Here is a 26,454-nt window from a genome sequence, read left to right on the forward strand (position 1 = left end):
GCACGGACAGTTTGCCAGCGTGGGTTCGGGTTAATGTTCGGCACATGGCGAGGAAGAGGGCGTTGCCGTTCGACCCGATCGAAGAGGCGTCGCGGCAGTGGGGGCGGCGCTGGGGCGCGGTCGAGCAGATGCGCGCCGTCACGTCGCTGATGCGGGCTCAGCAGATCGTCATCGGTGAGCTGGACGACATCCTGCGCAAGCACGGGCTGACGTTCGCGCGGTTCGAGGCCCTGGTGCTGCTGACGTTCTCGCGCCGCGGTTCGCTGCCGCTGGGCAAGATGGGCGAGCGGCTGCAGGTCCACCCCACCTCGGTGACCTCGATCGTCCGGCGGCTCGAGGCGGCCGGACTCGTCACCCGCACGCCGCACCCGGACGACGGGCGGGCGATCCTGTGCGAGATCACGACCGAGGGCCGTGAGCTGGTCGAGCGCGCCACCGCGGACCTGGTCGCCGCCGACTTCGCGCTCAGCGGACTGACCGACGAGCAGCTCAAGATGCTCTGGTCGGTGCTGGAGCCACTGCGCCACAACGCCGGCGACTTCAGCTGACCCTGCCCTCTTCCGCGGGTCCGTCGTGTTAAAAGTTCATTTCCTACTGAAACTTCCGTAGTTTCCCTATTGCCAGACAGCAGCCTCCACGCCACGATCGGGACACACATCGGGACGTCGTTGGAGGATCCATGAAGCGTGCTGCCGCCGCCCTGCTGGTCGGCACAATGATGGTGGCCGGCTGTTCCGGAGGCGGTTCCGGCAGTGAGGGCGACAGTGGGATCAGGTCGATCTCGGACGGCGTCAGCGATCCGGTGACCCTGAATCCGGGCCGCCAGACGCTCGCCTTCTCGCAGGTCGAGCAGCTCTTCTCGAGCCTCACCTACGTCAAGCGCGACGGCACGCTGACCTACCGCAACGCGGAGTCGGTGAAATCCACCGACGCGGTGCACTGGACCATCAAGCTGCGCCCGGACTGGACGTTCCACAACGGCGAGAAGGTCACCGCCCAGAGCTACGTGAAGGCCTGGGACACGGCTGCCTATGGCCCCAATGGCTGGGAGAACAGCGGGCAGCTCGTCAACATCGCCGGGTACGACGGGCTGAACCCGCCCAAGGGCAAGCCCGCCACCACCCACCTGTCGGGTCTGAAGGTGATCGACGACCTCACCTTCATCGTGACGCTGAAGAGCCCGGACGGCCAGTTCCCGGTCCAGCTCTCGCAGGCCCAGACCGGGTTCTTCCCGTTGCCGGCGGCGGCGTACCAGGATCTCGACGGGTTCGGGAAGAAGCCGATCGGCAACGGACCGTTCGAGATGACCGGCACCTACACCGAGAACGAGCCGATCACGGTCAAGGCGTACGCCGGGTACAAGGGCCCGAAGCCGTCCGTCGACGAGATCGTCTTCAAGCCGTACTCCGACACGAACACCGCCTACACCGACGTCCAGGCCGGCAACCTCGACGTCCTGTTCGTCGGGGCGAGCCGAATGGCCCAGCTGAAGAAGGACTTCGGCGATCACGCGTACGTCTTCCAGGGTCTCGGCATGAACTACCTCGGCCTGCCGCTGTGGGACAAGCGCTATCAGGACATCCGGGTCCGCAAGGCGATCTCGATGGCGATCGACCGTCAGGCCGTCAGCAACGTGATCTACGGCGGCATCTGGACCCCTGCGACCGCGCTGACCCCGCCGGGCGAGGCAGGTACGCCGGTAGGCCTGTGTGGAGAGCCGTGCACGTTCAACCCGACCAAGGCCAAGCAGTTGCTGGCCGAGGCGGGCGGCTTCAGCGGCAAGATGGAGCTCAGGTACCCGGGTGGTTCCGGCTTCGACGACCTCTTCAACGCCTACGCGAACCAGCTCCGGCAGAACCTCGGTCTCAAGGACGTCACCGCGACGCCGACGACCGACTTCCCGGAGTTCCTGAAGCTGCGCAGCGACCAGAAGCTGAGCGGCCCGTACTTCTCCCGGTGGGGCGCCCTCTACGCCAGCCAGCAGAACACCTTGCGCAACATCTACACCAAGGTCGGCGGCTGCGTGAACTGCGTGCCGTATTACCCGCCGCAGGTCGAGCAGTTGCTCGCCAAGGCCGACGCGCAGGTTGATCCGGAGCAGGCGACCCAGGGGTACGTCGACGTCCAGAAGGCGATCCTCAAGGACTTCCCGGCGCCGCCGATGTTCTTCGAGAAGTACGCGTTCGCCACCTCGGACCACATCGCCGGACTCACCGAAGGCTCGAGCGGCATCGAGCTGGAGAACACCACCGTCGCGGCGAAGTGATGCTGCGGTTCACCATCCGGCGGCTGGTCGAGCTCGTGATCGTGTTCTTCGGGGTCACGTTCGCGATCTACGCGGCCGTGTTCGCGCTGCCGGGTGATCCGATCGCGAGCCTCGGCGGCGATCAGCCGCTGTCGCCGGCGGTGGTCGAGCGGATCCGCGAGCTGTACCACCTCAACGATCCGCTCTGGTCGCAGTACCTGCGCTATCTGGGCCATCTGCTCACCGGCGACCTCGGCATCGACTTCCACGGGCGGTCGGTGTCCGAGCGGCTGGCGCTGCGCTGGCCGGTGACGATCCGGCTCGCGGTGACCGCGTGGGTGATCCAGGTCGTGATCGGTACCGGTCTCGGTCTGGTCGCCGGGTTGCGGAAGAACACCTGGATCGATCGCGGCATCCTGCTCCTGACCATCCTGATCTCGTCGGTGCCCGTCTTCGTGCTGGCGGTGACGGCGCAGCTGGTCTTCGGCGTGAAGCTGTCGCTGCTGCCGATCGCCGGCGTCACCGACGGCTGGCCGCTGTCGTACTTGCTTCCGGCAACGATTATCGCGCTCTACGGACTGGCCGCGGTCGCGCGGCTGACCCGGGGGAGCGTGATCGACACGATGAGCTCCGACTTCGTCCGCGCCCTGTGGGCCAAGGGGTTGTCGCGGCGCCGCGTGATCGGTGTCCACGTCCTGCGGAACTCGGCGATCCCGGTGCTGACCTATCTCGCGATCGACCTCGGTGCGCTGCTCGGCGGTGCCGTCGTGGTGGAGGGGATCTTCAACCTGCCGGGCGTCGGGCAGTTGCTGTTCGAGTCGATCCGGGTGCACGAAGGGCCGACTGTGGTCGGAATCTCGACCGCTCTGATCTTGATCTTCCTGCTGACCAGCGTGATCGTCGATATCTTGAACTCCCTCCTCGACCCGAGGATCCGCCATGACTGATCAGGTACTCGCGCAAACCGTCCGAGACGATGTGCTTGCCGGTCGTGGCGTGTGGGCGACCGTCCGGCGGCGTGTGCTGTTCTGGCTGCCGGTCGCCGTCCTCGCCGTACTGTTCCTGCTGGCCGTTGTCCCGCAATGGTTCGCGCATGCCGATCCGCGGGCCTGCGACATCTCGGCCAGCGCGCGTGCGTCGTCGCCGGGTCACCCCTTCGGGGAGGATCTCCAGGGGTGTGACGTCTACTCCAATGTCATCCACGGTGCACGGGCCTCGTTGTCGGTCGGCCTGATCTCGACGGTGATCGCGCTGGTGATCGCCGTACTGGTCGGGACCGTCGCCGGGTACGTCGGGGGCTGGGCGGACTCGGTTCTCGCTCGGCTCACCGATGTGTTCCTCGGATTCCCGTTCCTGCTGGGGGCGATCGTCGTACTGAACAGCCTCGGCGACCGGTCGGTGGTGTCGGTCTCCTTGGTGCTCGCGGTGTTCTCCTGGCCGGTGCTGGCCCGGATCGTCCGGACGACGGTGCGCTCGACGCGGGACGCGGAGTACGTCCAGGCGGCGAAGGCGATGGGGTTCCCGGCCACGCGGATCCTCACGCACTACGTCCTGCCGAACGCGATCGGCCCGGTCCTCGCGGTCGCAACGCTGACCGTGGGTGGCGTGATCGTCGCGGAGTCGACGCTGACGTTCCTCGGGCTCGGCCTGCGGGCGCCGTCGATCTCGTGGGGCCTGCAACTCGCCACCGCGCAGTCGCGGTTCCAGCAGGCGCCGCACACCCTGATCTATCCGGGTCTCTTCCTCGCCGCGACCGTCCTGAGCCTGATCACCCTCGGGGACGTGCTGCGCGACGCGGTCAACCCGAAGGGACGTTCCTGAATGCCTACCTCACACAGAACGGACGCCGCCTTGTTCTACTCGCTCGACACCGCCCGCGAAGCCGCCCCAGCCATCCAGAGCTGGCTCGAGTTCCAGCGTCGCTACCTGCGCACACCAGGGATCCAAGCGGCGATCAGAGTCGGTGCCGAGGTGGTCCTCTCGGTCGCGCTCGGCTCCAGCGACGAGGTCGCCGGGACGCCGCTGCGGACCGACCATCTGTTCCGGATCGCGTCGCACAGCAAGACCTTCACCGCGACCGCGATCATGCAGCTCGTCGAGCAGGGCAAGGTCCGCCTCGACGATCCGGTCGCGCAGTACGTCGGGGAGCTGGCCGGCACCGCACTCGGTCCGATCACGGTCCGGGAGCTGCTCGGTCACCAGGGCGGCGTGATCCGCGACGGCGTGGACAAGGACTACTGGCAGTTGATGGATCCGTTCCCGGACCGTGCGGCCCTGATCGAGCTGTGCCGATCACACGGCCAGGTCTTCGAGCGCAACGAGCACTTCAAGTACACCAATATCGGCTACTCGCTGCTCGGCCTGGTGATCGAGTCGGCGAGCGGCCTGTCGTACGCCGGCCAGGTCGCGGCCGGCATCGTGGACCCGCTGGGTCTTACCAACACCGGCGCCGAGTGGGATCCCGAGCGTGCCGGCGACTACGCCGGCGGTCACACCGGTCTGCTCGACGGAAGCGACGTACGCGAGGTCATCCCGCACGTGGATACCCGGGCGATGGCCGCTGCTACCGGGTTCTACTCGACTGCCGAGGATCTGACGACGTACGGCGCCGCGCACTTCTTCGGGGCCGAGGAGTTGCTGTCCGACGCGAGCAAACGACTGTTGCAGCGGGACGAGAGCCTGGTCAATGCCTATGGCAAGGAAATCGGCCGGTACGGGCTCGGGATGGACATCACCACGATCGGTGGGCGGCGGCTGGTCGGCCACAGCGGCGGGTACCCGGGGCACATCACCCGGACCTTCATCGACCCCGACGAGCAGATTGTCGTCTCTGTGCTGACGAACTGCATCGGCGGACCCGCTGGGAACCTCGCGACCGGTGTGGTCAAGCTGCTCAACCTCGCGGCCGCACCGCCGGCCGGCTCGCAGGTGCCGACCGCTGTTGACGCCGGCCGGTTTTGTGGGAGCTTCGCGAACCTGATGGGCGTGATGAACGTCGCCCTGCTCGGCGGACGCCTGGTCGGGTTCTTCGCCGCCGCACCGGATCCGGTCGAGAGTTACGAGGAGCTGCAGGTCGTCGACGAGAACACCCTCGCCGTCGTACCGACTGCCGGGTTCGGATCGATCGGCGAGTCCGTCGTCTACACGTGGGACGACGAGGGAAAGGCGGCGCAGATCCGGTACGGCGGGAGCTCGCGGTGGCCGGTCGAGGTGTTCCGGGAGCGGCGGGCGGCGCAGATCGCCGCAGCGGACGTGCATGCAGCGGCAAGGAGGTCTTGATGGCGATCGACGACGACGAGTGGGAGGAGGACCCACGTCGGGCGGACTTCGTGGAGCAGTTCGCGCTGCTGTTCGAGGCCGCCGGTTCGCCCCGGATGGAAGGCCGCGTCATCGGCTATCTGATGGTCAGCAACAAGGCGTATGTGTCGTCGGCCGAGTTGGCCCGCGCGTTGTCCGCGAGTGCCGGCTCGATCTCGAGTACGACGCGCCGGCTGATCGATCTCGGGTTCATCGCGCGGCACGCCGTACCAGGGGATCGCAGTCACTACTTCAAGGTCGAGGACGACGTCTGGGGCAGCTTCCTCGCGGGCGAACGGCGGTTTCTCGGCAAGCAACGCCAGGTCTTCGAGGACATGCTCGCCGAGTTGCCCGAAGGGATGCCGGATCCGCGGAAGCGGCTGCGGAACGCGCGCAACTACTTCGAGTGGCTGGCGTCGTACCACCGCAAGATGCTGGTCGATTGGCAGGAATACAAGGCCAAACTCGATGCCGGAGATCCTGAATGAGCTCTTCGGTGCTGGCGTTTCAGGACCTGACCGTCGACTTCACCGTCGGCGGTACGACGCATCGCGCGGTGGACGGTGTGAGCTTCGAGGTCCGGTCGGGCGAGGTCCTTGCGGTGGTCGGGGAGTCGGGATCGGGGAAGAGCGTGACCGCGTTGGCGGCGCTCGGATTGCTGCCGTCGACCGCGACCGTCGGCGGGCGGATCAGCTTCGGCGGGCAGGATGTGTTGGCGATGTCGCGCGGTGAGCTGACGGGGTTGCGTGGTGGGCGGATCGCGATGATCTTCCAGGATCCGGTCGGCGCGCTCGATCCGGTGTTCACGGTGGGGTCGCAACTGGTCGAGATGATCCGGGCGCATCAACCGGGGGTGTCGCGGGGCGAGGCCCGGGAGCGGGCGCTCGAGTTGTTGCGGATGGTCGAGATCCCGGAGTCGCGGTTCAGGTATTACCCGCATCAGCTGTCCGGCGGGCAGTGTCAGCGGGTGATGATCGCGATCGCGGTGGCGTGTGATCCGGAGTTGCTGATCGCGGACGAGCCGACGACGGCGCTCGATGTGACCGTGCAGCAGGAGGTTCTCGACGTACTGCTCGCGATGCGGTCGAAGCTCTCGGGGTCGATCATGATCATCACCCACGACCTGGGAGTGGTCGCGGATGTGGCCGATCGGGTCGTTGTCCTGCGCGAGGGGTCCGTGGTGGAGACGGCCGAGGTGCACGCGTTGTTCGACGCGCCGGCTGAGGCGTATACGCGGGCGTTGTTGGATGCGGTGCCGCGTGGCGGGCTGCGGGAGAGCGTCTCGTTGCCTTCGCAGGGGGTGTCCGCGCTGTCTGTCGAGGATCTCGTGGTCGAGTATCGCGGGCGGCGAACAGTGCTGGCTGTGGATCACGTGAGTCTGGAGCTGAAGCCGGGGGAGTTCACGGGCTTGGTGGGTGAGTCGGGGTCGGGGAAGTCGACGATCGGGAAGGCCGTGCTGGGCTTGGCACCGATCACCTCGGGTGAGGTCCGGGTCGCCGGGCAAGCACTCACTGGTGCTTCGTCCGCGGTACTGCGGAAGACCCGGGCGCGGATCGGCGTCGTCTTCCAGAACCCGGCCGGCGCACTGAATCCGCGTGCCACGATCGGGACGTCGATCGGCGAGCCGCTGGCCGTGCATCGCGGCGTACGAGGTGCGGCGTTGCGTGGTCGGGTCGAAGAGCTGCTGGACAGCGTCGAGCTGCCACGCGGCTGGGCCGGGCGGTATCCGCACGAGCTCTCTGGTGGTCAGCGCCAACGCGTCTCCATCGCCCGCGCGATCTCGCTCGACCCCGACCTCCTGATCGCCGACGAACCCACGTCCGCCCTGGATGTCTCCGTCCAGGCGACCGTGCTCGAGCTGCTCCGATCCATCCAGGACCGCCTGCACTTCGCCTGCCTCTTCATCAGCCACGACCTGGCCGTAGTAGACCAGGTCTGCGACCAGGTAGCCGTCCTGAACCAAGGCAAGCTCGTCGAACACGGATCCCGCGAGTCAGTGCTGCGCTCACCCCAGCACCCCTACACAATCCGTCTCTTGGCGGCGGCCCCCGTCCCCGACCCCCAAGAACAATCCCGCCGCCGGACTCTCCGCACCGCAAGCTGACCGCGTACGAGGTTGGAAATAGTTGGACGTCCTAGTATTTTAGGGAGGGACCGAGGAGGTCTGACTGATGGATGCCGAGGAGATCGGCGCCGGCCGGAGCCGGTGGCAGGCGCGGTACGACGCGGCGCGGAAGCGGGAAGCGGACTTCACCACGCTGTCCGGCACCGAGGTGGAGCCGGCCTACGGGCCTCCGGAGGGGTTCGACGACCCGCGGATGGAGCGGATCGGGTGGCCGGGGGAGTTCCCGTTCACGCGAGGGTTGTACGCGACCGGGTACCGCGGCCGGACCTGGACGATCCGCCAGTTCGCGGGCTTCGGCAACGCCGAGCAGACCAACGAGCGGTACAAGATGATTCTGTCCGGCGGTGGCGGCGGCCTGTCCGTCGCGTTCGACATGCCGACGCTGATGGGCCGTGACTCCGACGAGCCGAAGTCGCTCGGCGAGGTCGGCCATTGCGGCGTCGCGATCGACTCGGCCACGGACATGGACCGGCTGTTCAAGGACATCCCGCTGCAGGACGTCACGACGTCGATGACGATCTCCGGCCCCGCCGTACCGGCGTTCGTGATGTACCTGGTCTCGGCCGAGCGCCAGGGCGCGGACATCACCAAGCTGAACGGGACGCTGCAGACCGACATCTTCAAGGAGTACATCGCGCAGAAGGAGTGGCTGTTCCCGCCGGAGCCGCACCTGCGCCTGATCGGTGACCTGATGGAGTACTGCGCCGCCAACATCCCGGCGTACAAGCCACTCAGCGTCTCCGGCTACCACATCCGCGAGGCCGGCTCGACGGCCGGCCAGGAGCTTGCGTACACGCTCGCCGACGGCTTCGGGTACGTCGAGCTCGGGCTGTCCCGAGGACTCGACGTCGACGTGTTCGCACCCGGCCTCTCGTTCTTCTTCGACAGCCACCTGGACTTCTTCGAGGAGATCGCGAAGTTCCGCGCGGCCCGGCGGATCTGGGCGCGCTGGCTGCGCGATGTCTACGGCGCCAAGACCGACAAGGCGCAGTGGTTGCGATTCCACACCCAGACGGCCGGGGTCTCACTCACGGCACAGCAGCCGTACAACAACGTCGTACGCACGGCAGTCGAGGCGCTGGCCGCGATCCTCGGCGGGACCAACTCGCTGCACACGAACGCACTCGACGAGACCCTCGCACTGCCCAGCGAGGAGTCGGCCGAGATCGCGCTGCGCACGCAGTCGGTGCTGATGGAGGAGATCGGCGTCACGAACGTCGCGGACCCGCTCGGTGGATCGTGGTACGTCGAGGCCCTCACCGACAAGCTCGAGGCCGAGGCCGAGGAGATCTTCGCCCGGATCAAGGAGCTGAGCCCGGACGAGACGATGACCGGCGGCATCCTGCGCGGGATCGAGGACGGCTGGTTCATGGGCGAGATCGCCGACGCCGCCTTCGAGTACCAGCAGAAACTGGAGAAGGGCGAGAAGAAGATCGTCGGCGTGAACACGCTGACCGACACCGTCTCCGGCGAGCTGGAGATCCTCCGGGTCAGCCACGAGGTCGAGGTGGAGCAGTGCCGGGTGCTCGCGGCGCGCAAGAGTCAGCGCGACGAGGACCGGGTTCGTCGTACGCTTGCGGCTTTGGTGGAGGCTGCCAAAGGGACTGGCAACATGATCGAGCCCATGCTGGAGGCGGCGCGTGCGGAGGCCACGATGGGGGAAATCTGTCACGTTCTTCGGGAACAGTGGGGAGAGTACCGAGAGCCCGCCCGATTCTGAGGAGCGGCCGGAGCTGCCCCCACCGGCCGACCCCCCGGATGGGCGCAGCGTCGTTGTCATCGGGTCGGACCGCAACATGCTGCGAGTCGTCACCGAGCTGGTGAGTTCGGGTGAGCGGGTGACCGCGATCGTCAACCCCGGTTCGCGGCACTACGACCGGATCAACGAGCTAGGCGCGCAGGTGATCGGCGTTCGCGTCGTGAGCGAGAGCCTGCTGCGCCGGGCCGGGATCGACGCACAGCTCGGGGACGACGGAGAGGCGGTCATTCCGTCGACCGCCCAGGCCTTGGTCTTGCTGGACACCGACGACGTCCGCAACGTCCACACCGCGTTGACGGCACGCGACATGGATCCCGATCTGCGCATCATCGTGCAGATGGTCAACCCGCGACTGGGCAAGCAGTTGCACACGCTGCTGGGCGACTGCCTGGTGATCTCCGGTCCCGCACTGGCGGCGCCGGCCTTCGTCTCGGATGCACTCGAGGACGACGAGCTCACCTGGCTCGAGCTCGGCGGCCGCCGGCTCGTTGCCGGGCAGGCCAATCTGATCCGGGAGCCGCACCTGACCGTGCTGGCCGATACGACCTCGTCGGCGACGCCCGACCTGCTACCGATCGCGAGCTTCGACCCGGCCGGCGACATCGTGCTCGGGACCGGCGTACGGACCTTCCGGCGGCGCAAGGATGTGCGGCGGGCAGGCTGGCTGATGGGTCTGCGCGATGTCTTCGATCGACGGGTCCGGCGGATCGCCGCGGTGATGGCGCTCCTGATCATCGGCGGGACGGCGCTGGTCCATTTCCTTGCGCACATCGAGTGGTGGCGGGCGATCTATCTCTCGGCCGGTGCGGTGACGTCCGCCGGGATCGAGGACGACAGCTTCTCCGGTGCGCCGCCCTGGGTGAAGGTGGTCTCGGTCGTGGTGCAGCTGACCGGCATCGTGCTGATGGCGCTGCTGACCGCGGTGGTCGTCGACTCGCTGATCGGTGCCCGGTTGTCGCGGGTGATCGGTGGGGTTCGTGGGCGGCCGCGCAATCACGTCATCGTCTGCGGCCTCGGTACGGTCGGAGCCCGGGTGCTGGAGATCCTCGCCGAGCGTGGGGTCGCGGTGGTCGGGGTCGAGCAGTCCGACGACGCACCCGGCGTACAGACTGCGCATCGGCTCCGGATCCCGGTGGTGATCGGTGACAGCAGCAACGAGGAGACGCTGCGGTCGGCCGGCGTACTGCGGTGTCAGTCCGTGCTCGCGATCACCAACGGGGACATCACGAACCTCGAGTCCGCGATGGTCGTGCGCGATCTGAACCCCGAGGCGCGGATCACGCTGCGGATGTTCGATCACGACCTGGCCCAACGGGTCGAACGGCGGCTCGGGCTCGGGCACAGCCGGTCCGTGTCGATGCTGGTCGCGCCGGCGATCGCGGCCGCGGTGGCGAACCGGCGCAGTCAGACCACGGTCCTGGCCGGACGGCGCGTGCTGCTGCTCACGGAGGTGACGGTCGAGCCGGGCTCGGTCGCGGTGGGTCTGCGGCTGGGCGAGTTGGACGAGGCGGGCGGGCTGCGGGTGCTGGCGCGGTTGGCCGGAGCTGACCGGTGGGACTGGACTCCGGCGTACGACCGGGCGCTCCGCGCGGGCGATCGGATCGCCGTCGCCGGCACCCGAAGCGGCCTGGCCCGCCTGCTCCTGGCCACCCGGGCTCACCACGGTTAGGGCCGGTCGGGGAAGATGGTCCAGTGAACGTGAACGGAATGCGAGGGCAGTCGTGAGTCAGTCGAACTTCTCCCGTCCTGGGGCGATCGATCTGTCGTCTCTGCGCAAGCCTGCCGGGGCGCCGGCTGGGTCGGCGGGGCCGGCCGGTGCCGGTGCGGCTGCCGGCGGGGCATACGTGCTCAATGTGAGCGAGCCGACCTTCCAGAGCGACGTGATCGAGCGGTCCCTGCAGGTCCCGGTGGTGGTCGAGTTCTGGTCACCGCGCTCCGAGGCCTCGATCGCTCTCGGTCCGGTGCTGGCCCGGCTGTCGACCGAGTACGCCGGGAAGTTCCTGCTGGCCCGCGTGGACATCGACGCGAACCCCCAGCTGGCGCAGGCGGTCGGCGTTCAGTCGGTGCCGCTGGTGATCGCGGTGCTGCGTGGTCAGGTCGTTCCGCTGTTCCAGGGTGCGCTCGGGGACGCGGAGGCGCGGCAGTACTTCGACCAACTGCTGACGGTTGCGGTGGCCAACGGCATCACCGGTCGCGCCGAGCCCGTCGGTCCTGCGGCCGAGGACGGCGCCGGCCCGGAGGAAGAAGAGCCGGCGAACCCGCGGTACGAGAAGGCTGACAACGCCGTTGCCGCAGGCGATCTCGATGGCGCGATTGCGGCGTACGAGGAGCTGCTCAAGGAGACGCCGAACGACGCCGAGGCGAAGGCCGGGCTGGCCCGGGTGCAGCTGGTGAAGCGGACGCAGGACGTGCCCGCCGACGTACGGACGCGCGCCGCCGACAACCCGGCGGATGTCGAGGCGCAGCTGCTGGTCGCGGACGTCGATCTGATGGGTGGGCACATCGATGATGCGTTCAGCCGGTTGATCAGCACGGTTCAGGTGACGGCTGGGGACGAGCGGAACGCCGTCCGGCTGCACCTGCTCGAGCTCTTCGAGGTCGTCGGCACGGACGACGACCGGGTCGTGAAGGCGCGTCGCCGGCTGATGGCCGCGCTCTTCTAACTGTTCAGGATGGGGTCGTTCGTCAACGACTCCGAGACGCGGGCGAGGAGGGCTCGGAGCGTGTCGAGCTCTTCCTCGCTGAACGCCGCGGCCAGTCTGCGTTCGACGCCGGCCGCGCGCTCGTCCGCGTGATCCAGGGCCTTGCGGCCGGCCGGGGTCGGGCGGGTCTCGATCACGTGCTTGTGCAGCGGATGTGGGGTCCGCTCGATCAACCCTGCCGACTCCAGGTTGCGCAGGATCGTCGTCATCGTCTGTGGGGTGACGGCGCAGCGACGCGCCAGCTCGGCGGCTGAGATCCCCGGCTGCTCGTCCAGGACGAACAGCGCCGCGTACTGCGGCACGGTCAGGCCTGCCGGTTTCACGGCGGCCGACTTGGCGGCCTGGAGTTCTTGCTCGACCCGCTTGAGGTGACTACCGAGCCGCTGGTCGAAGGACATCCGCATGGGTCCATCGTACGAACCCCGTCGATGATATATGCATTGACTATCATCAGGGCTCTGATTAGTCTCTGTGTTCGTATCCGCTCACGAGAGGTTGGTCATGAAGCTTCGTCACCTCCTGGCCGCGGTCCTGACCGCTGCCACAGTTTCCATCTCGCTGTCCGTCGTTCCGGCCGTGGCCCGGCCGGCGCTTCCGGCTGAGATCCACGGCCGGACCGCCGATCGGTATCCGGAGGGCATCGCCTGGGATCCGACCCGGCAGGCGTTCCTGATCGGTTCGATCGCCACCGGCCGCATCTCCGTCGTCGGGCGCGACGGCGTACCGCATCCTTTTGCCGCGGCGCCTGGCGTCTCCACGTTCGGGCTGCATGTCGACGTGGCCCGCAACCGGTTCCTGGTCACGTACGGCGACATCGGCAACGGTGAACGCTCGTCGGACGCGACGGCGTACACGCAATCCGGAGTCGGTATCTACAACCTGCGCACCGGCCGGCTGGAGCGCAGGGTCGATCTGAACACCCTTCAGCTGAACCCCGCCGGGGGACATCACAGCGTGAACGATCTCGCGATCGATGCCGTGGGCAACGCTTACGTCACCGATCCGGCCGGCGATGCGATCTACCGGATCACACCGTCGGGGCGGGCGTCGGTGCTGGTTCGCGATGACCAGCTGCGCAGTTCCACGATCGGTGCCAATGGCATCGTGTGGGATCCGGCGGGGTTCCTGCTCGCTGTTCGTTATGACACCGGGCAGCTCTTCCGGATCTCTACGCGTGGAGATCTGGCTGAAGTTGCTCTTGGCAACCGGTTGGTTGGTGGTGACGGACTGGCGTTCACGGCAGATCGCCGGTTGATTGCCGTCACCAACAAGCTTGGCGCTGCTGGAGTCGAGGCTGTCACCGTGCTGAGCAGCACGGACGATTACCGCAGCACGCGCGTGCGGTCGGTCACGCCGTGGCCGGTGAGTGGTCCCACGACGGCCGCGATCACGCCGTCCGGGCTCTATGTGTTGAGCGGGAGTATCGACGTACTCGTGGCCGGTGGTCAGTCCGACGCGTTCACGCTGCACCGGATGTGATTGCGGTGGCCGCGGGCGGCTCGGTGTGAACTCTTGCAATCAGGTTGAGGATGGTCTGAGAATAATTCACATGACGGTTCTCGCCGAGTCGCCGCGGCCCAGTCTGGAAGCGCGCATCCATGGTCTGCTGCCGGTGCTCAGCCCGGCGCAGACCCGGATCGCGACCGAGGTACTCCGGGATCCTGGCGCGGTGGCAGGCTCCACGATCGGCCAGTTGGCAGCCCGGTGCGGGACGTCGCTGCCAAGCGTGACGCGGTTCTGCATCGCGCTCGGCCTGTCTGGGTACGCCGAGCTCCGGCTGGCACTCGCGGCCGAGAGCGGCCGGAGCAGCATCAGCTGGGAGCGGGGGACCGGGTCCGAAGTCGGCCCGGACGACTCGCTCGACGACGTCCTCCGGACTTTGCTGCGTGCCGACACGCGCGCTCTCGAGGACACGGTCGCGGCGCTCGACGTCGACGCGCTCGGTCGTGCGGTCCGGGCGATCTCCGACGCCCGCCGGATCGACCTGTACGCCGTGGCCGGATCGGCATCGGTCGCCGAGGATCTTCGGCTTCGGCTGCATCGGATCGGGCGCGGCGCCAGCACATGGAGCGATGTCCACACCGCGCTGGCGAGCTCGGCTCTGTTGGGGGTCGGGGACGTTGCCGTCGGCATCTCGCACAGTGGCGAGACCGTCGAGGTGCTCGAACCACTGGCTCGGGCTGCCGGTCAGGGCGCTACGACCGTTGCCATCACCAACTATCCCCGCTCGCCGTTGGCTCTTGCGGCTGACGTCGTACTGCTGACTGCCGCTCGTGACGTGACGTTCCGCACGGGTGGGTTGTCCGGGCGGCACGCGCAGATGATCGTGCTCGACGCGCTCTATCTCGGCGTGGCTCAACGCGATTATCCACTGGCCGAGCAGGCCTTCGACGCCACCGCTGACGCTGTCTCGCAACACCGCCGCCGTAGCTGAACCCACTCCGCTCGACCGCCCTTCGGAGGAGAAACTATGGAGAGTCCACACCGCGTCCTCGGTCCTAGCCGCCGCTCGCTGCTGCTCGGCGCCGGCGCCACCGCCCTGACCGCCGCAACAGCCGACGTCGCCTCCGCCTCCGGGGTCGCCGCCTCCGGGGTCGCCGCCTCCGCGGGCGCCGTCGTACCGGCTGCTGCGTCACCGGCGGCCATCCCGTCGCCGGACAGTTTGCCGTTGACCGGTGGTCCGGAGTTTCCGATCGGGATCTTCTGGCCGCCGCATCCTTACGCGAGTACGGCGGAGCGGTACGCCGAGATCAAGTCCGCCGGGTTCGACTTCATTCTGTCCGGCAACTACGCCGGCGACGGCAACATCTTCCAGTACCAGCTGGGACTGGCCCGGACCGCCGGTCTGCAGCTGCTGATCTCGGACGACATCCAGATCCGCAACATGTCCCGCTGGTTCTCCATCTCCGACAATCCCGCGGACTTCCTCAGCGTCACCCCGGACGAGGCACGCGCTCTGTATGTCCGCGCCCGCGACGCCTATGGTCCGTTCTCGTCGCTGGCCGGCTTCAACTTCTACGACGAACCCGGCGCGGGCTGGTTCGGCACGCTCGCCAAGACCTTGGCGATCTCGCGCGACCTCGCGCCTGGACTGCTGCCGTACATCAACATGCTCCCGTCGGACGATCCGGCGTACTACCGCGACTTCGTCGACGTCGTGAAGCCGTCGCTGATCTCGTTCGACCGGTATCCGTTGCTGTCCGAGGGGCGCGAGGACGCGAACTACTTCCACAACTGGGCGATCGTCCGCGACGCGGCACTGCACGGCGATATCCCCGCCTGGGTGTTCATCCAGACGCTTGCCTATAACAACCATCGCGAACCGAGCGCGGCCGAGCTGTTGTGGCAGGTCAACATCAGCCTCGCGTACGGCGCGAAGGGCATTCAGTACTTCACGTACTGGACGCCCGAAGCCGCCCGCGGCGAAGGCTTCGGCCCCGCGTTGATCACCGTCGACGGCCGTCGAACACCCCGGTACGCCGCAGCCCGCACCATCAACACCACCTGGCTTCACCAGGTCGGTCGCCAACTCAAGCCGTTGGTGTCCGAGTCCGTTGCCCACGCGAACGAAAGCCCGCTACCCAACGGGACTCTCGCTTTCACTCCGACCAACCTGGTCACGAGTATCACCGGTGGTGCTGTTGTGGTCGGGACGTTCCGGTCTCGCGATTCGTCCGTAGGCTCGGGTGATCGCTGGGTGCTGGTCGCCAACCGCTCACACAGCACACGGACCCACGCCGTACTGACGCCGAACGCGACAAACGTCGGCTCGGTCAGCATCTTCCAGCCGGCGAGCGAGACCTACCGCCGCCACGGCGCGGGTCCGGTGCGGCTCGACCTCGCGCCTGGCGCGGCAACCCTCGTTTATCTCGACGCGAAGTAGCGATCAGGTGGTCTGGCCGGTGTAGACACCCATCGCGCGGAAGCGGAGGGCTGGGGCCGCGTACTCCTCCAACGCGTGCGCGGTCCAGCCCACGATCCGTGCCAGGGCGAACAACGCGTCTCCTGCGTCGGGCCGGAAATCGTAGGCATGCATCATCGCGGCGACGGCCAGATCGCTGTTCGGGAACGCCGGGGTCCGCTCGGCGATCGTGGCCACAGTCTTCACGATCGGGTGGTCGCCGAGGAGGGCGAGGAGGACCTCGGCGCGCGGGTCGTGCTGCTGGTAGATCTTGTGGCCGAAGCCTGGGACGGGTTCGCCTGAACGCAGTTGGTCCGACAAGGCGCCGACCGGATCGTGCTGTGCTCGGCTGAGGAATTCGTAGGCGAGGGTCGGTGCGGCGCCGTGGTACTGGCCGTCGAGCGCGCCGAGGCCCGCGGAAATCACGGCGTACAGATTGGCTCGGGCGCTGGCGGCCACTCGGGCGGCGACGGTCGACACGGCCAGCCCGTGATCGGCCAGCAGGATGAGGGCCTGGTTGAGGATCTCCGGCTGAGGTGGTTGGGACGACAGCTTCGGCCAGAGCCCTGCGGCCAGGGTCTTCGATTCCCATGCGGTGGGGCCTGGGAGGGCGGTGACCAGTGTCTCGATGACGGTCTCGGCTGCCGTGGTGATCGAGCCGGGGGAGAGGTCGAAGCGCAGCGGATCCCCAGCTCCCAGCACGGCGACGGCCACGCGGAGGTGATCGGTGAGGCGGGCTGAGCTGGGCACGACCGCCATCGCGGACCTCGCCAGCCGGACCGACGAACGCTGCGTCTCAAAGGGCCGGTGTTGGCCGAGCCGGCCGGTCCAGAGCAGTCGGGCGACCGCCTCGAACGTCGAGGTGGCCGCGAGATCGCGGACCGACTGGCCGCGGTAGTACAGCTCGTCGTCCTGCAGCAGGGTGAGCTCGGACTCGATCCGCTCGACCACGCCGGAGTGCTCGATCGATCTGCTCGCCAGTCGCTCGACGTCGGCCGTCGCGAACAGGCTGCCGCGGCGGCCCCGAGCGCGAACGCTGGTCAGCAGACCGCGGCTCACGTACGCGTAGATGGTCTCCGGCTTCACCTGGAGCCGGCGCGCGACCTCGGCCGTGGTCAGGTAATTCTCGTCACTCTGGTCTGACATCTCCCGCTCCTCCGAGCGTCGATCGGGCCTCGTCGAGCGTTCACATTGACTGGATCAACATTGACAATAGTTGATTAGCTATCAACTCTGAAGATATGTCAACAACGATCAATGTTCCGCCAGGCCTTCGCAACGTCGTGGTGACCGAGACAACCCTCGGAGACGTGCGCGGCGACGAAGGTTTCTACCACTACCGGCAGTACTCGGCGATCGAGCTCGCCAAGTCGAAGACGCTCGAAGACGTCTGGTTCCTGATGTTCGAGGGACACCTCCCGACGCCGGCGGAGCACGAACGCTTCGCCGCCGAGTTGGCACCGCTCAGGGTCCTGCCCGAAGAGGTCCGCGCGGTCCTGCCCGCGATCGCGACGGCGGGCCCGACGTTCAATCCGCTCGCCGGTCTGCGGACCGCGTTGTCGCTGTTGGCCGCTGTCCGTGCTCTGCCGCCGCTGTGGGACGCCGATCCGGACCGCCGGAAGGCCGACGCGATGCTGGTCTGCGCCGTGACGCCGACGATCCTCGCGGCCCTGTACCGGTTGCGGGCGGGATTCGAGCCGCTGGAGCCGCGCGCCGACCTCACCGCTGCGGCCAACTGGCTGTACCTGGTGACAGGCACCGAGCCGAGCGTCGTGGAGGCGACCGCGATCGAGCACTACCTCGTCGCCACGATGGATCACGGGTTCAATGCATCCACGTTCACCGCGCGGGTGATCGCGTCGACCGGCGCCGACGTCGTCTCCGCGGTCGCCGGCGCGATCGGCGCCTTCTCCGGCCCACTCCACGGCGGCGCTCCGGACCGGGCGCTGGCAAGCCTCGACGAGATCGGTACTCCGGACCGCATCGACGCCTGGGTGCGGCAGAAGGTGGAGGCCGGTGACCGGATCATGGGCTTCGGCCACGCGGTCTACCGGACCGAGGACCCGCGCTCCCTGATGCTGCGCGACATCGCCCGCGGGATCGGCGGCGACCTGGTCGACTTCGCCACCACGGTCGAGCAGCGCATCGTCGACGTACTGGCCGAGCTCAAGCCCGGTCGCAACCTGTACGCGAACGTCGAGTTCTACGCCGGTGTGGTGATGGAGCTCTGCGGGATCCCGCGGGCCATGTTCACGCCGACGTTCGCAGTCAGCCGGGTGATCGGGTGGTCCGCCAACATCCTCGAGCAGTCGATGGATCCCAAGATCATCAGGCCGATCGCGACGTACGTCGGCCCACAGCCGCCTGTGCCGGTCCCGTAGCTGTTCTGAACTGCATGATGCCGTCGTCGACGCGGTTCAGGCGGAGCGCGAGCAGGTCGCGGGGGTAGTTTTGTCGCAGGCGCCAGGGGCCGGTGGAGCCCTGGCGCGGGAGGAGATGGGCGGCGCGTTGGATGTAGCCGGACGTGAGCTCGACCACGGGACGCCGGGGAGCGTCGTACTCGGCCGGGTCGATGTCGGGGACGCAGATGTCGGTGCCGGTGGCGCTGAGGTGGTTGAGCAGCCGGCACAGGTACTGGGACGTCAGGTCGGAGCGCAGCGTCCAGGAGTTGTTCGTGTAGCCGACACACCAGGCCAGGTTCGGTACACCGCTCAGCATCGTCCCCTTGTAGACAAAGGTGTCGTGCGGATCGATCGACCGCCTGTCGACCGTCAGCCTGATATTGCCGAGTGCAACCATGCTCAGTCCGGTCGCAGTGATCACGAGGTCGGCCGGCAGTTCCTGACCGGATCGCAGTCGCAGCCCGGTTGGGGTGAAGGCCTCGATCTCGTCGGTGACCACAGAGGCGGACCCTGTCCGCAGCGCCTTGAAGAGATCCGCATCTGGCACCAGACAGAGCCGTTCGTCCCACGGCTTGTAGCGCGGCCGGAAGTGTGGATCCGCCGGGATGGAGTCGGGCAGTTGCTTGGCCGCTGTGCTGTTCAGGAACCAGGCCCCGTGGGCAGGCCACTTCCGCAGTGCGTTGTAGAGCGCAGTGCTCACCGCGACGTTCTTGCCGCGAATGACGTGGTGGGCGAGCTTCTCCGGCAGCACGGCGCGGATACGGTCCGCGACCGGGTCATGGGCCGGCGTCGACACCACATAGCTCGGTGAACGCTGCAGCATCGTCACGTGCTCCGCCGTACGGGCCATTGTCGGCACCAGCGTCACCGCGGTCGCACCACTGCCGATCACAACCACGCGCTGACCCGTGTAATCCAGATCCTCGGGCCAGTGCTGCGGATGGACGATCCGCCCCTCGAAGTCGCTCTGGCCCGGGAAGTCGACCACATAACCCTGGTCGTAGTTGTAGTAGCCGGTGCAGGCATACAGGAAGGAGCAGGTGTACGTCCCCTTGCTGGTCTCCACGGTCCAGAGCGCGTCGTCCGACGACCAGTCCGCGCGTACTACGTGTTCGCCGTACCGGATCTTCTTGTCGATGCCGTACGTGGACGCGGTTTCGTGGATGTACTCGAGGATGGACGGTCCGTCGGCGATCGACTTGGCGGCCTTCCACGGGTGGAAGGGGAATCCGAGCGTGAACATGTCGGAGTCCGACCGGACCCCGGGGTAGCGGAACAGGTCCCAGGTGCCGCCGAGGTTGTCGCGGGCCTCGAGGATCGCGAACGAGCGGTCCGGGCAGCGCGTCTGCAGACGGTAGGCGGCTCCGATACCGGACAGTCCGGCGCCGATGATCAGGACGTCGAGGTGCTCCACCGGATACCTCCCGGGTCTTGGTAAGTACGCAGGGGCTTGTTGAGTACATGGTCAACAGTACGCACAAAAACTCGTTCGTGCGGGCTGTCGATTCCCTCCGGTGTCGTTCGTCAGCAAGATGTCCTACAAGAGCACCAACCCTGGGAGTCGAAGATGGCGCAGTACATGTTCCTGCTGTTCGACAGCGAAGAGTGGTACGACAACGTCACCGCAGAGGAGTGGCAGCAGGCGATGAAGCTGCACGGTGCCTTCGCCGAGGCGGTCGAGAAGGCCGGCGCGCGGATACTCGGTGGGGAGGCGCTGGAGCGGTCGAGTACGGCCAGCACGGTCAAGCAGCGCGAGGGTGGCGAGCCGCTGGTCACCGACGGACCGTTCATCGAGACCAAGGAAGCCCTCGGTGGCTTCTACGTGATCGAGGCCCGCGACCTCGACCAGGCCCTCGAGCTCGCCAAGATCTGTCCTTCCGGCAACGTCGAGGTCCGACCGGTGATGGACACCTCCGGCGGGTCGCAAGGCCCGGCCTGACGTGACCGAGCAGGCGGGTACTCGACGACACCCGTCGGGGGACCCGCCTGCCGTCAGCGAGCAGGCGACGGCGGTGGAGGTCGCGCGGGTCGTTGCTGCCGCGCATCGGGAGTGCTGGTCGACTGTGCTCGCCTCGGTGGTGCGGCTGACCCGGGATCTGGATCTGGCCGAGGACTGCACGCAGGACGCGTTCGTCCGGGCGCTGCGGTCCTGGCCGGACGGGATACCGTCGAATCCGGGCGGGTGGCTGACGACCGTCGCGCGGCGGCTCGCGCTCGACCGGTTGCGCCGGGAGACGACGCTGTGGCGGAAGCTGCCGTTGCTGGTCGAGGACCCGATCGCACCGGGCGATGTCGAGCAGCCGACGGACCCACTACGGCTTGTGTTCACCTGCTGCCACCCGGCTTTGGCGCGCGATTCTCAAGTGGCGTTGACACTCAGGTTGATCTGCGGACTCACGACCCGCGAGGTCGCGGCTGTGCTGTTGATCAGCGAGCCGACCGCGGCCGCGCGGATCACCCGGGCGAAGAAGAAGATCGCCGCCGCGGGCATCCCGTACCGGATCCCGGCGGATCACGAGTTGCCGGCGCGGCTCGACGTCGTACTGACGGTTGTGCACCTGGTGTACACGGCTGGGCATGTTGCGGCGGGTCCGGAGTTGACGCGGACCGACCTGACCGGGCGGGCGGTGGAGCTCGCGCGATTGCTGGTTCGGTTGATGCCGGACGAGCCGGAGCCGCAGGCCTTGCTGGGATTGCTGCTGATGACGGAGGCGCGCGGCGATGCGCGGGTCAGCGCGGACGGTGAACTGGTGCTCCTGGCAGACCAGGACCGTTCGCGATGGGACGTGCATCTCCTGGCGGAAGGAGTGTCACGAGCGACCGCGGCTCTGTCTCGGGGGCAGGGCCGCTTCGTGCTTCAGGCCGCGGTGGCCGGTCTCCACGTCACCGCGCCGTCGTGGGAGAAGACCAACTGGAAACAAGTCGTCCGGATGTACGACGCGATGATGATCAGCTGGCCGACGCCGATCGTCGCCCTCAACCGAGCCGCGGCCCACAGCCTCGTCCCGGGCGCCGACCTGACCGCCGTCCTCGCCGAACTAGATGCCCTCAGCAACGAACCGGCCCTGGCGACCTACGCCTACCTCCCCGCGGCCCGGGCCGACATCCTGACCCGTCTGAACCGCGCCGAAGAAGCAGCCGCCGCCTACCAGGTGGCCATCACCCTGACCCCCAACGAAACCGAACGCCGCTTCCTCACCCGCCGCCTAAGCGCCCTCGACCTCTGACGGCAGCGGCGCCCAGAGTTGGTCGGCGTCGCCGGCCTGGAGGCGGCCGCGGTAGACGTCGATCTTGTGGTCGATGAGCTCGAGGCTGTCCTGGAGCTCGGCGAGTTTGGTGAGGACCTCGGCCCGGTGGGACTCGAGGAGTTCCAAGCGGTCCTTCTCGTTGCCGCGGCCGGCGATGACGAGTTCGGCGTACCGGCGGATGCTGCGGATGGGCATGCCGGTGGCGCGGAAGCGGGTGCAGATACGGATCCAGTCGAGGTCGAGCTGGTGGTAGCGTCGGCGGCCGCCCGCGGTCCGGCCGACGCTCGTGACGACGAGGCCGGCGCGTTCGTAGTAGCGCAGGGTGTGCACGCTCACTCCGGTCCGCTCGGCGGCCTCGGCGATGCTGATGCCTTGCGCGGGGATCTCAGCAGATTGTTTGACTTCGAGCACGCTCTAAATCCTACCGTCGAGGATATGACCGCCCTTCAAGCGACGACCACCCTGAGCCCGGCGCGCAAGGTCGCCGTCCTGGTCATCTGCTGTACGAGCCTGCTGGTCTCGGTGATGGACATCTCCATCGTCAACGTCGCCCTGCCCTCGATCCGCGACGACCTGCAGGCCTCGACGGCCGGGCTGCAGTGGACTGTCGACGCCTACACGCTGGTCCTGGCCTGCTTCCTGCTGCTGGCCGGATCCAGCGCGGACCGGTTTGGTCGGCGCCGGATGTTCCGGCTCGGTCTGATCAGCTTCGGCGTCGGCTCGCTCCTGTGCAGCCTCGCGCCGAGCATCGGCGTACTGATCGCCGCCCGCGCCATCCAGGCCGTCGGTGGCACGATGCTCAATCCGGTCGGTCAGGCGCTTGTGGTCCTGTCCCTCGGCGGCCTCGTTGCCGGGATCATCGAGTCCGAGAAGAACGGTTGGGGTACGGCGCTCGTCCTCGCCCTCCTGGCCGTGGCCGCGATCTCGGCCGTCGCCCTGATCGCGTCCGAGAACCGCCGCGCACAACCCCTCCTGGAGCTCCGGCTGTTCCGCTCCGTCCCGTTCAGCTCGGCGGTGGTGATCGCCCTCTTCGCGTATTGCGGTTTCGGCGCGTTCCTCTTCGTCACCACGCTTTACCTGCAAAGCGTCCGCGGTCTGTCCGCCCTCGCCGCCGGCCTCTGCCTGCTCCCGGTCGGCGTCCTCATCATCGTGCTGTCCCCACTCACCGGTCGCATCGTCGGTTCGATCGGGCCGCGCCTGCCTCTCGTCGTTGCCGGTACGGCGCTCACCCTGACCGCGGTCGCCTCCCTCGGGATCGGGCCGGCGACCCCGCTGTTCGTCGTACTCGCGACCTTCCTGCTCTTCGGCATCTTCCTCGGCACCGTCAATCCACCGATCGCCAACTCCGCCGTCTCCGGCATGCCCGCCTCGATGACCGACCTGGCCGCCTCACTAGCCAGTGTCGGCCGCCAGACCGGCGTCTCCCTCGGCATCGCGATCGCGGGATCGATCGTCGGGTCCACCGCGACCGACCCGCGCGTATTCACCCGAAACGCTCACACGGTCTGGTGGCCGACGATCGGGATGGGCGTCGTGGTCGTCGTACTCGCCCTCGTCAGCACAAGCGCGTGGGCGCAGCGGACTGTCAGGTGATGGGCGAACCGTTGCTGAGGTTGTAGAGCGTCGACGGGTTGCTGAGGATCAGGGGGAGACGACGGGCGTTCAGCGGGGAGACCAGGCCGGCGAGGGCGTCCGGCTCGTGCCACGAGAGGGCCTTGATCTCGAAGCCGTCCGGTTGTAGTTGGTCGATCAACGTCGGGTCGTGGACGCCGCCGTCGTACAGGATCTCTACCGCGTCGCCCCAGCCTTCCCAGCGGGGGAGCCAGTCGATGGCGAGTACGCCGAGTAGCGGCAGGGCGACGCCGAGTTCCTCGGTCATCTCGCGGGAGGCGCCGGTCGCCGGATCCTCGTCGGGCTCGACCACACCGCCCGGCAGCTCCAGGTCCTGCTTATAGCTGACCTGACACAGCAGCACGCGGCCGGCGGTGTCTCGCACGACCACATGCGCGATCACGCGCTTCTTGGGCAGCGTGGAGTCCATCAGCGCGGTCCACCCGTGCAGGGTGTCCGGGCGCGGGTCGTCGGCGCGCATCCCGTAGACCGCGACATCGCGGCGCTCACCATCGACCAACGCCCCGCCGCGCAGCAACCCCTCGCGCCGGAATCCGGACCGGATGGCGACCATGCCGAACCTGCGCAACTCCGGGTCGACCTCGATCTGCAGACGCTCCAGACCGAGTTCCTTGAACGCATACTCGGCGACCAACCGGACCGCCTGCTGCGCGGCTCCGGGCCCGCCCTCGAGTGCCCACACGACCAGGCCGACGCCGGCCGACGTACGCCGGATCTCGACCGTGCCGAGGCGGTTCCCGTGGAAGGCGTCGAAGCCGACGACCTCATCGTCGTTCCGCATCAGTTGCAGGGTCAGGTCGCCATCGGTGAGTGGGGGTATGGCGGTCACCCCGTGAACGCTACCCCGTGTAGCGCAGGTACACCGTCGCGAGGGGTGGGACGGACAGTTCGGTGCTGGTCGTCATACCGTGCCACTCCGGGCCGTCAGCCTGTACGGCGCCGAAGTTGCCGACCCCGGATCCGCCGTACGACTCGGCGTCGGTGTTGACCGCCTCTTCCCAGCGTCCGGCGTACGGCAGGCCGAGGCGGTAGCCGAAGTGCGGGACCGCGGAGAAGTTGGCGACGCAGGCGATGGTCGGCTCGCCGTCCGCGCCGTACCGGATGAACGAGAAGACGTTGTTGGCGGCGTCGTTGGCGTCGATCCAGGTGAACTTCTCCGGCTCGTGGTCGTGCCGCCAGAGCGCCGCGGTGTCGCGGTAGACGCCGTTCAGGTCGCGGACCAGCTGCTGCAGGCCCTGGTGATCACTGTGGTCGAGCAACCACCAGTCGAGCTCGCCCTTCTCCGACCACTCCGACTCCTGGCCGAACTCGCTGCCCATGAACAGCAGCTGCTTGCCCGGGTGCGCCCACATCATCGCCAGGTAGGCGCGCAGGTTCGCCAGCTGCTGCCAGCGGTCGCCCGGCATCTTGCGCAGCAGCGAACCCTTGCCGTGCACAACCTCGTCGTGCGACAGCGGGAGGACGAAGTTCTCCGAGTACGCGTACATCATCGAGAACGTCAGCTCATGGTGGTGGTACTGGCGGTGGATCGGCTCGTGCTCCAGGTAGCGCAGCGAGTCGTTCATCCAGCCCATGTTCCACTTGAAGCCGAAGCCGAGCCCGCCCAGATGCGTCGCCCGGGTCACGCCCGGCCACGAGGTCGACTCCTCGGCCACGGTGATGACGCCGGGGACCCGCTTGTAGAGGGTCGCGTTCATCTCCTGCAGGAACGACACCGCCTCGAGGTTCTCGCGGCCGCCGAACTGGTTCGGCACCCACTGACCTTCGGTGCGGGAGTAGTCCAGGTACAGCATCGACGCGACCGCATCGACCCGCAGGCCGTCGATGTGGAACTCCTCGGCCCAGTAGATCGCGTTCGCGACCAGGAAGTTGCGGACCTGCGGACGGCCGAAGTCGAAGACCAGCGTGCCCCAGTCGGGCTGCTCGCCGCGGCGCGGGTCCGGGTGCTCGTACAGCGGGGTCCCGTCGAAGCGGGCCAACGCCCACGCGTCCTTCGGGAAGTGCGCCGGCACCCAGTCCACCAGTACGCCGATACCGGCCTGGTGCAGCTTGTCGACCAGCAACCGGAACTCGTCCGGGTCGCCGAAGCGCGAGGTCGGCGCGAAGTACGACGTGACCTGGTAACCCCACGAACCGCCGAAGGGATGCTCCATCACCGGCATGAACTCGACGTGGGTGAATCCCATATCGTTGACATAGGCAACAAGCTCGTCGGCCAGCTGGGCGTACGACTTGTCCTCGCGCCACGACCCGACGTGCACCTCGTACACGCTCATCGGCTCGGCGTAGGCCTGCGCCGCGGCCCGCTGCTCCAGCCAGGCCGCGTCGTTCCATTCGTACGACGACTCGTGCACGACGGACGCATTCGCCGGGGGGACCTCGGCCAGGTTGGCCATCGGGTCGGCCTTCTGCCGCCACACGCCGTCACGACCGCAGATGTCGAACTTGTACCGGGTGCCCGCGCCTACGCCGGGCACGAACAGCTCCCACACGCCGGACGATCCCAGCGAGCGCATCGGATGTGCGCGGCCGTCCCAGAAGTTGAAGTCCGCGGTCAGCCGGATGCCTTGTGCGTTGGGTGCCCAGACGGCGAACGACGTCCCCGTGATGGTGCCGCCTGATCCGTCGTACCGCCGGACGTGGGCGCCGAGGACTGTCCACAGCTGCTCGTGCCGGCCCTCGCCGATCAGGTGCAGGTCGACCTCGCCGAGCGAGGGGAGGTAGCGGTACGGATCGTCGAGCTCGACCGCGGGGCCGTCGGTGTAGGTGACCTCGAGGCGGTAATCGGGCACCTTGTCGGTGTCGAGCACGCCGACCCAGATGCCCTCGAACTCGTGCCGCAGGTCGAGCCGCTCGTCGTCGTACAAGACCGTCACGCTCTTGGCGAACGGCCGCAGCGCGCGGACCGTGACGCCGTGCTCGCCGAGGTGCGGCCCGAGCACCTGATGAGGATCGTGGAAGGTCCCGCCGACCACTCGCTCCAGCACGCTCCGATCCACCGGAACCGCTGTCACCACAGGCTCTTCGGCCTCGGCTACCGGCTCCACAAAAGCGTCAGTCACTGGCTCCACCAAAGCATCGGTCGCCGGCCCGGCGTCCCGCTCGCTCGATCCCATAAACCCCATCCTGCCCGATCACACTCA

General features: G+C 67.7%; 23 protein-coding genes. 17 read left to right on the forward strand and 6 right to left on the reverse strand.

Annotated features, from left to right (window positions below):
• Positions 1-44 precede the first annotated feature (44 nt).
• The 10 genes from ACWF4Z_RS07330 to ACWF4Z_RS07375 all read left to right on the forward strand — a co-directional run bounded on the left by ACWF4Z_RS07330 (position 45) and on the right by ACWF4Z_RS07375 (position 12,089).
• Positions 45-548 carry a MarR family winged helix-turn-helix transcriptional regulator gene (locus ACWF4Z_RS07330; protein WP_452242093.1) on the forward strand — a complete coding sequence of 168 codons (504 nt, stop codon included), beginning with the start codon at positions 45-47 and terminating at the stop codon, positions 546-548.
• 131 nt (positions 549-679) lie between these two features.
• Complete coding sequence (locus ACWF4Z_RS07335; protein WP_452242094.1) at positions 680-2,266, forward strand: peptide ABC transporter substrate-binding protein; 1,587 nt, start codon at positions 680-682, stop codon at positions 2,264-2,266.
• Positions 2,266-3,192, forward strand: a complete 927-nt coding sequence (locus ACWF4Z_RS07340; protein WP_452242327.1) for an ABC transporter permease — start codon at positions 2,266-2,268, stop codon at positions 3,190-3,192. Before ACWF4Z_RS07335 ends, ACWF4Z_RS07340 begins: the two co-directional genes overlap by 1 nt.
• Entirely contained in the window at positions 3,185-4,066 is an 882-nt protein-coding gene (locus ACWF4Z_RS07345; RefSeq protein WP_452242095.1) for an ABC transporter permease, read from the forward strand. Before ACWF4Z_RS07340 ends, ACWF4Z_RS07345 begins: the two co-directional genes overlap by 8 nt.
• Entirely contained in the window at positions 4,067-5,524 is a 1,458-nt protein-coding gene (locus ACWF4Z_RS07350) for a serine hydrolase domain-containing protein (protein WP_452242096.1), read from the forward strand.
• Complete coding sequence (locus tag ACWF4Z_RS07355) at positions 5,524-6,030, forward strand: GbsR/MarR family transcriptional regulator (RefSeq protein ID WP_452242097.1); 507 nt, start codon at positions 5,524-5,526, stop codon at positions 6,028-6,030. The genes ACWF4Z_RS07350 and ACWF4Z_RS07355 overlap by 1 nt, the downstream gene beginning before the upstream one ends.
• Positions 6,027-7,646 carry a dipeptide ABC transporter ATP-binding protein gene (locus ACWF4Z_RS07360; protein WP_452242098.1) on the forward strand — a complete coding sequence of 540 codons (1,620 nt, stop codon included), beginning with the start codon at positions 6,027-6,029 and terminating at the stop codon, positions 7,644-7,646. The genes ACWF4Z_RS07355 and ACWF4Z_RS07360 overlap by 4 nt, the downstream gene beginning before the upstream one ends.
• 67 nt (positions 7,647-7,713) lie before the next feature.
• Positions 7,714-9,387, forward strand: a complete 1,674-nt coding sequence (locus ACWF4Z_RS07365) for an acyl-CoA mutase large subunit family protein (RefSeq protein ID WP_452242099.1) — start codon at positions 7,714-7,716, stop codon at positions 9,385-9,387.
• The gene (locus tag ACWF4Z_RS07370) at positions 9,308-11,095 is read left to right on the forward strand and encodes an NAD-binding protein (RefSeq protein WP_452242100.1); all 1,788 of its coding nucleotides are present in this window, start codon (positions 9,308-9,310) and stop codon (positions 11,093-11,095) included. Before ACWF4Z_RS07365 ends, ACWF4Z_RS07370 begins: the two co-directional genes overlap by 80 nt.
• Before the next feature lie 52 nt (positions 11,096-11,147).
• Positions 11,148-12,089 carry a tetratricopeptide repeat protein gene (locus ACWF4Z_RS07375; protein WP_452242101.1) on the forward strand — a complete coding sequence of 314 codons (942 nt, stop codon included), beginning with the start codon at positions 11,148-11,150 and terminating at the stop codon, positions 12,087-12,089.
• Here ACWF4Z_RS07375 and ACWF4Z_RS07380 read toward each other — a convergent pair.
• Positions 12,086-12,532, reverse strand: a complete 447-nt coding sequence (locus ACWF4Z_RS07380; protein ID WP_452242102.1) for a MarR family winged helix-turn-helix transcriptional regulator — start codon at positions 12,530-12,532, stop codon at positions 12,086-12,088. The two genes, ACWF4Z_RS07375 and ACWF4Z_RS07380, sit on opposite strands and share 4 nt — an antisense overlap.
• Positions 12,533-12,629: 97 nt before the next feature.
• Here ACWF4Z_RS07380 and ACWF4Z_RS07385 point away from each other — a divergent pair, with 97 nt between their 5' ends.
• The 3 genes from ACWF4Z_RS07385 to ACWF4Z_RS07395 all read left to right on the forward strand — a co-directional run bounded on the left by ACWF4Z_RS07385 (position 12,630) and on the right by ACWF4Z_RS07395 (position 16,011).
• Positions 12,630-13,607, forward strand: coding sequence for a hypothetical protein (locus ACWF4Z_RS07385; RefSeq protein ID WP_452242103.1), 978 nt, complete (start codon positions 12,630-12,632; stop codon positions 13,605-13,607).
• Between the two features lie 70 nt (positions 13,608-13,677).
• Complete coding sequence (locus ACWF4Z_RS07390; protein ID WP_452242104.1) at positions 13,678-14,562, forward strand: MurR/RpiR family transcriptional regulator; 885 nt, start codon at positions 13,678-13,680, stop codon at positions 14,560-14,562.
• A gap of 36 nt (positions 14,563-14,598) precedes the next feature.
• The gene (locus tag ACWF4Z_RS07395) at positions 14,599-16,011 is read left to right on the forward strand and encodes a hypothetical protein (protein WP_452242105.1); all 1,413 of its coding nucleotides are present in this window, start codon (positions 14,599-14,601) and stop codon (positions 16,009-16,011) included.
• Positions 16,012-16,014: 3 nt separating this feature from the next.
• On the opposite strand, the gene ACWF4Z_RS07400 is transcribed toward ACWF4Z_RS07395, so the two are convergent.
• Positions 16,015-17,175: a citrate synthase gene (locus ACWF4Z_RS07400; protein ID WP_452242106.1), complete on the reverse strand. Its 1,161-nt coding sequence runs from the start codon at positions 17,173-17,175 to the stop codon at positions 16,015-16,017.
• A gap of 95 nt (positions 17,176-17,270) precedes the next feature.
• On the opposite strand from ACWF4Z_RS07400, the gene ACWF4Z_RS07405 reads away from it, so the two are divergent.
• A complete protein-coding gene (locus tag ACWF4Z_RS07405; RefSeq protein WP_452242107.1) occupies positions 17,271-18,410 on the forward strand; it encodes a citrate/2-methylcitrate synthase in 1,140 nt (379 codons plus the stop codon).
• Here the strand turns inward: ACWF4Z_RS07405 and ACWF4Z_RS07410 are convergent.
• Positions 18,358-19,845, reverse strand: coding sequence for a flavin-containing monooxygenase (locus ACWF4Z_RS07410; protein ID WP_452242108.1), 1,488 nt, complete (start codon positions 19,843-19,845; stop codon positions 18,358-18,360). The two genes, ACWF4Z_RS07405 and ACWF4Z_RS07410, sit on opposite strands and share 53 nt — an antisense overlap.
• 153 nt (positions 19,846-19,998) lie before the next feature.
• Between ACWF4Z_RS07410 and ACWF4Z_RS07415 the strand changes: the two genes are divergently transcribed.
• Both ACWF4Z_RS07415 and ACWF4Z_RS07420 read left to right on the forward strand, forming a co-directional pair.
• Positions 19,999-20,370 (forward strand): YciI family protein, encoded by a 372-nt coding sequence (locus tag ACWF4Z_RS07415; protein ID WP_452242109.1) that lies wholly within the window; start codon positions 19,999-20,001, stop codon positions 20,368-20,370.
• Position 20,371: 1 nt separating this feature from the next.
• Entirely contained in the window at positions 20,372-21,658 is a 1,287-nt protein-coding gene (locus ACWF4Z_RS07420; RefSeq protein WP_452242110.1) for an RNA polymerase sigma factor, read from the forward strand.
• Here the strand turns inward: ACWF4Z_RS07420 and ACWF4Z_RS07425 are convergent.
• Positions 21,638-22,090 carry a MerR family transcriptional regulator gene (locus ACWF4Z_RS07425; protein WP_452242111.1) on the reverse strand — a complete coding sequence of 151 codons (453 nt, stop codon included), beginning with the start codon at positions 22,088-22,090 and terminating at the stop codon, positions 21,638-21,640. The genes ACWF4Z_RS07420 and ACWF4Z_RS07425 overlap by 21 nt on opposite strands.
• Positions 22,091-22,114: 24 nt before the next feature.
• On the opposite strand from ACWF4Z_RS07425, the gene ACWF4Z_RS07430 reads away from it, so the two are divergent.
• On the forward strand, positions 22,115-23,272 hold the full coding sequence (locus ACWF4Z_RS07430; protein ID WP_452242112.1) for an MFS transporter: 1,158 nt from the start codon (positions 22,115-22,117) through the stop codon (positions 23,270-23,272).
• On the opposite strand, the gene ACWF4Z_RS07435 is transcribed toward ACWF4Z_RS07430, so the two are convergent.
• Both ACWF4Z_RS07435 and glgB read right to left on the reverse strand, forming a co-directional pair.
• Entirely contained in the window at positions 23,265-24,140 is an 876-nt protein-coding gene (locus ACWF4Z_RS07435; protein WP_452242113.1) for an NUDIX hydrolase, read from the reverse strand. The genes ACWF4Z_RS07430 and ACWF4Z_RS07435 overlap by 8 nt on opposite strands.
• 10 nt (positions 24,141-24,150) lie before the next feature.
• Positions 24,151-26,373 (reverse strand): 1,4-alpha-glucan branching protein GlgB, encoded by a 2,223-nt coding sequence (gene glgB, locus ACWF4Z_RS07440; RefSeq protein WP_452242114.1) that lies wholly within the window; start codon positions 26,371-26,373, stop codon positions 24,151-24,153.
• Positions 26,374-26,454: the final 81 nt, after the last annotated feature.

It is taken from the genome of Kribbella sp. NPDC055071, assembly GCF_053608045.1.

Excerpts from the sequence above, each read along its gene's own strand:
- ACWF4Z_RS07330 (WP_452242093.1), top strand. The coding sequence starts at position 45 with ATGGCGAGGAAGAGGGCGTTGCCGTTCGACCCGATCGAAGAGGCGTCG.
- ACWF4Z_RS07335 (WP_452242094.1), top strand. The coding sequence starts at position 680 with ATGAAGCGTGCTGCCGCCGCCCTGCTGGTCGGCACAATGATGGTGGCC.
- ACWF4Z_RS07340 (WP_452242327.1), top strand. The coding sequence starts at position 2,266 with ATGCTGCGGTTCACCATCCGGCGGCTGGTCGAGCTCGTGATCGTGTTC.
- ACWF4Z_RS07345 (WP_452242095.1), top strand. The coding sequence starts at position 3,185 with ATGACTGATCAGGTACTCGCGCAAACCGTCCGAGACGATGTGCTTGCC.
- ACWF4Z_RS07350 (WP_452242096.1), top strand. The coding sequence starts at position 4,067 with ATGCCTACCTCACACAGAACGGACGCCGCCTTGTTCTACTCGCTCGAC.
- ACWF4Z_RS07355 (WP_452242097.1), top strand. The coding sequence starts at position 5,524 with ATGGCGATCGACGACGACGAGTGGGAGGAGGACCCACGTCGGGCGGAC.
- ACWF4Z_RS07360 (WP_452242098.1), top strand. The coding sequence starts at position 6,027 with ATGAGCTCTTCGGTGCTGGCGTTTCAGGACCTGACCGTCGACTTCACC.
- ACWF4Z_RS07365 (WP_452242099.1), top strand. The coding sequence starts at position 7,714 with ATGGATGCCGAGGAGATCGGCGCCGGCCGGAGCCGGTGGCAGGCGCGG.
- ACWF4Z_RS07380 (WP_452242102.1), bottom strand. The coding sequence starts at position 12,532 with ATGCGGATGTCCTTCGACCAGCGGCTCGGTAGTCACCTCAAGCGGGTC.
- ACWF4Z_RS07385 (WP_452242103.1), top strand. The coding sequence starts at position 12,630 with ATGAAGCTTCGTCACCTCCTGGCCGCGGTCCTGACCGCTGCCACAGTT.
- ACWF4Z_RS07390 (WP_452242104.1), top strand. The coding sequence starts at position 13,678 with ATGACGGTTCTCGCCGAGTCGCCGCGGCCCAGTCTGGAAGCGCGCATC.
- ACWF4Z_RS07395 (WP_452242105.1), top strand. The coding sequence starts at position 14,599 with ATGGAGAGTCCACACCGCGTCCTCGGTCCTAGCCGCCGCTCGCTGCTG.
- ACWF4Z_RS07400 (WP_452242106.1), bottom strand. The coding sequence starts at position 17,175 with ATGTCAGACCAGAGTGACGAGAATTACCTGACCACGGCCGAGGTCGCG.
- ACWF4Z_RS07405 (WP_452242107.1), top strand. The coding sequence starts at position 17,271 with ATGTCAACAACGATCAATGTTCCGCCAGGCCTTCGCAACGTCGTGGTG.
- ACWF4Z_RS07415 (WP_452242109.1), top strand. The coding sequence starts at position 19,999 with ATGGCGCAGTACATGTTCCTGCTGTTCGACAGCGAAGAGTGGTACGAC.
- ACWF4Z_RS07430 (WP_452242112.1), top strand. The coding sequence starts at position 22,115 with ATGACCGCCCTTCAAGCGACGACCACCCTGAGCCCGGCGCGCAAGGTC.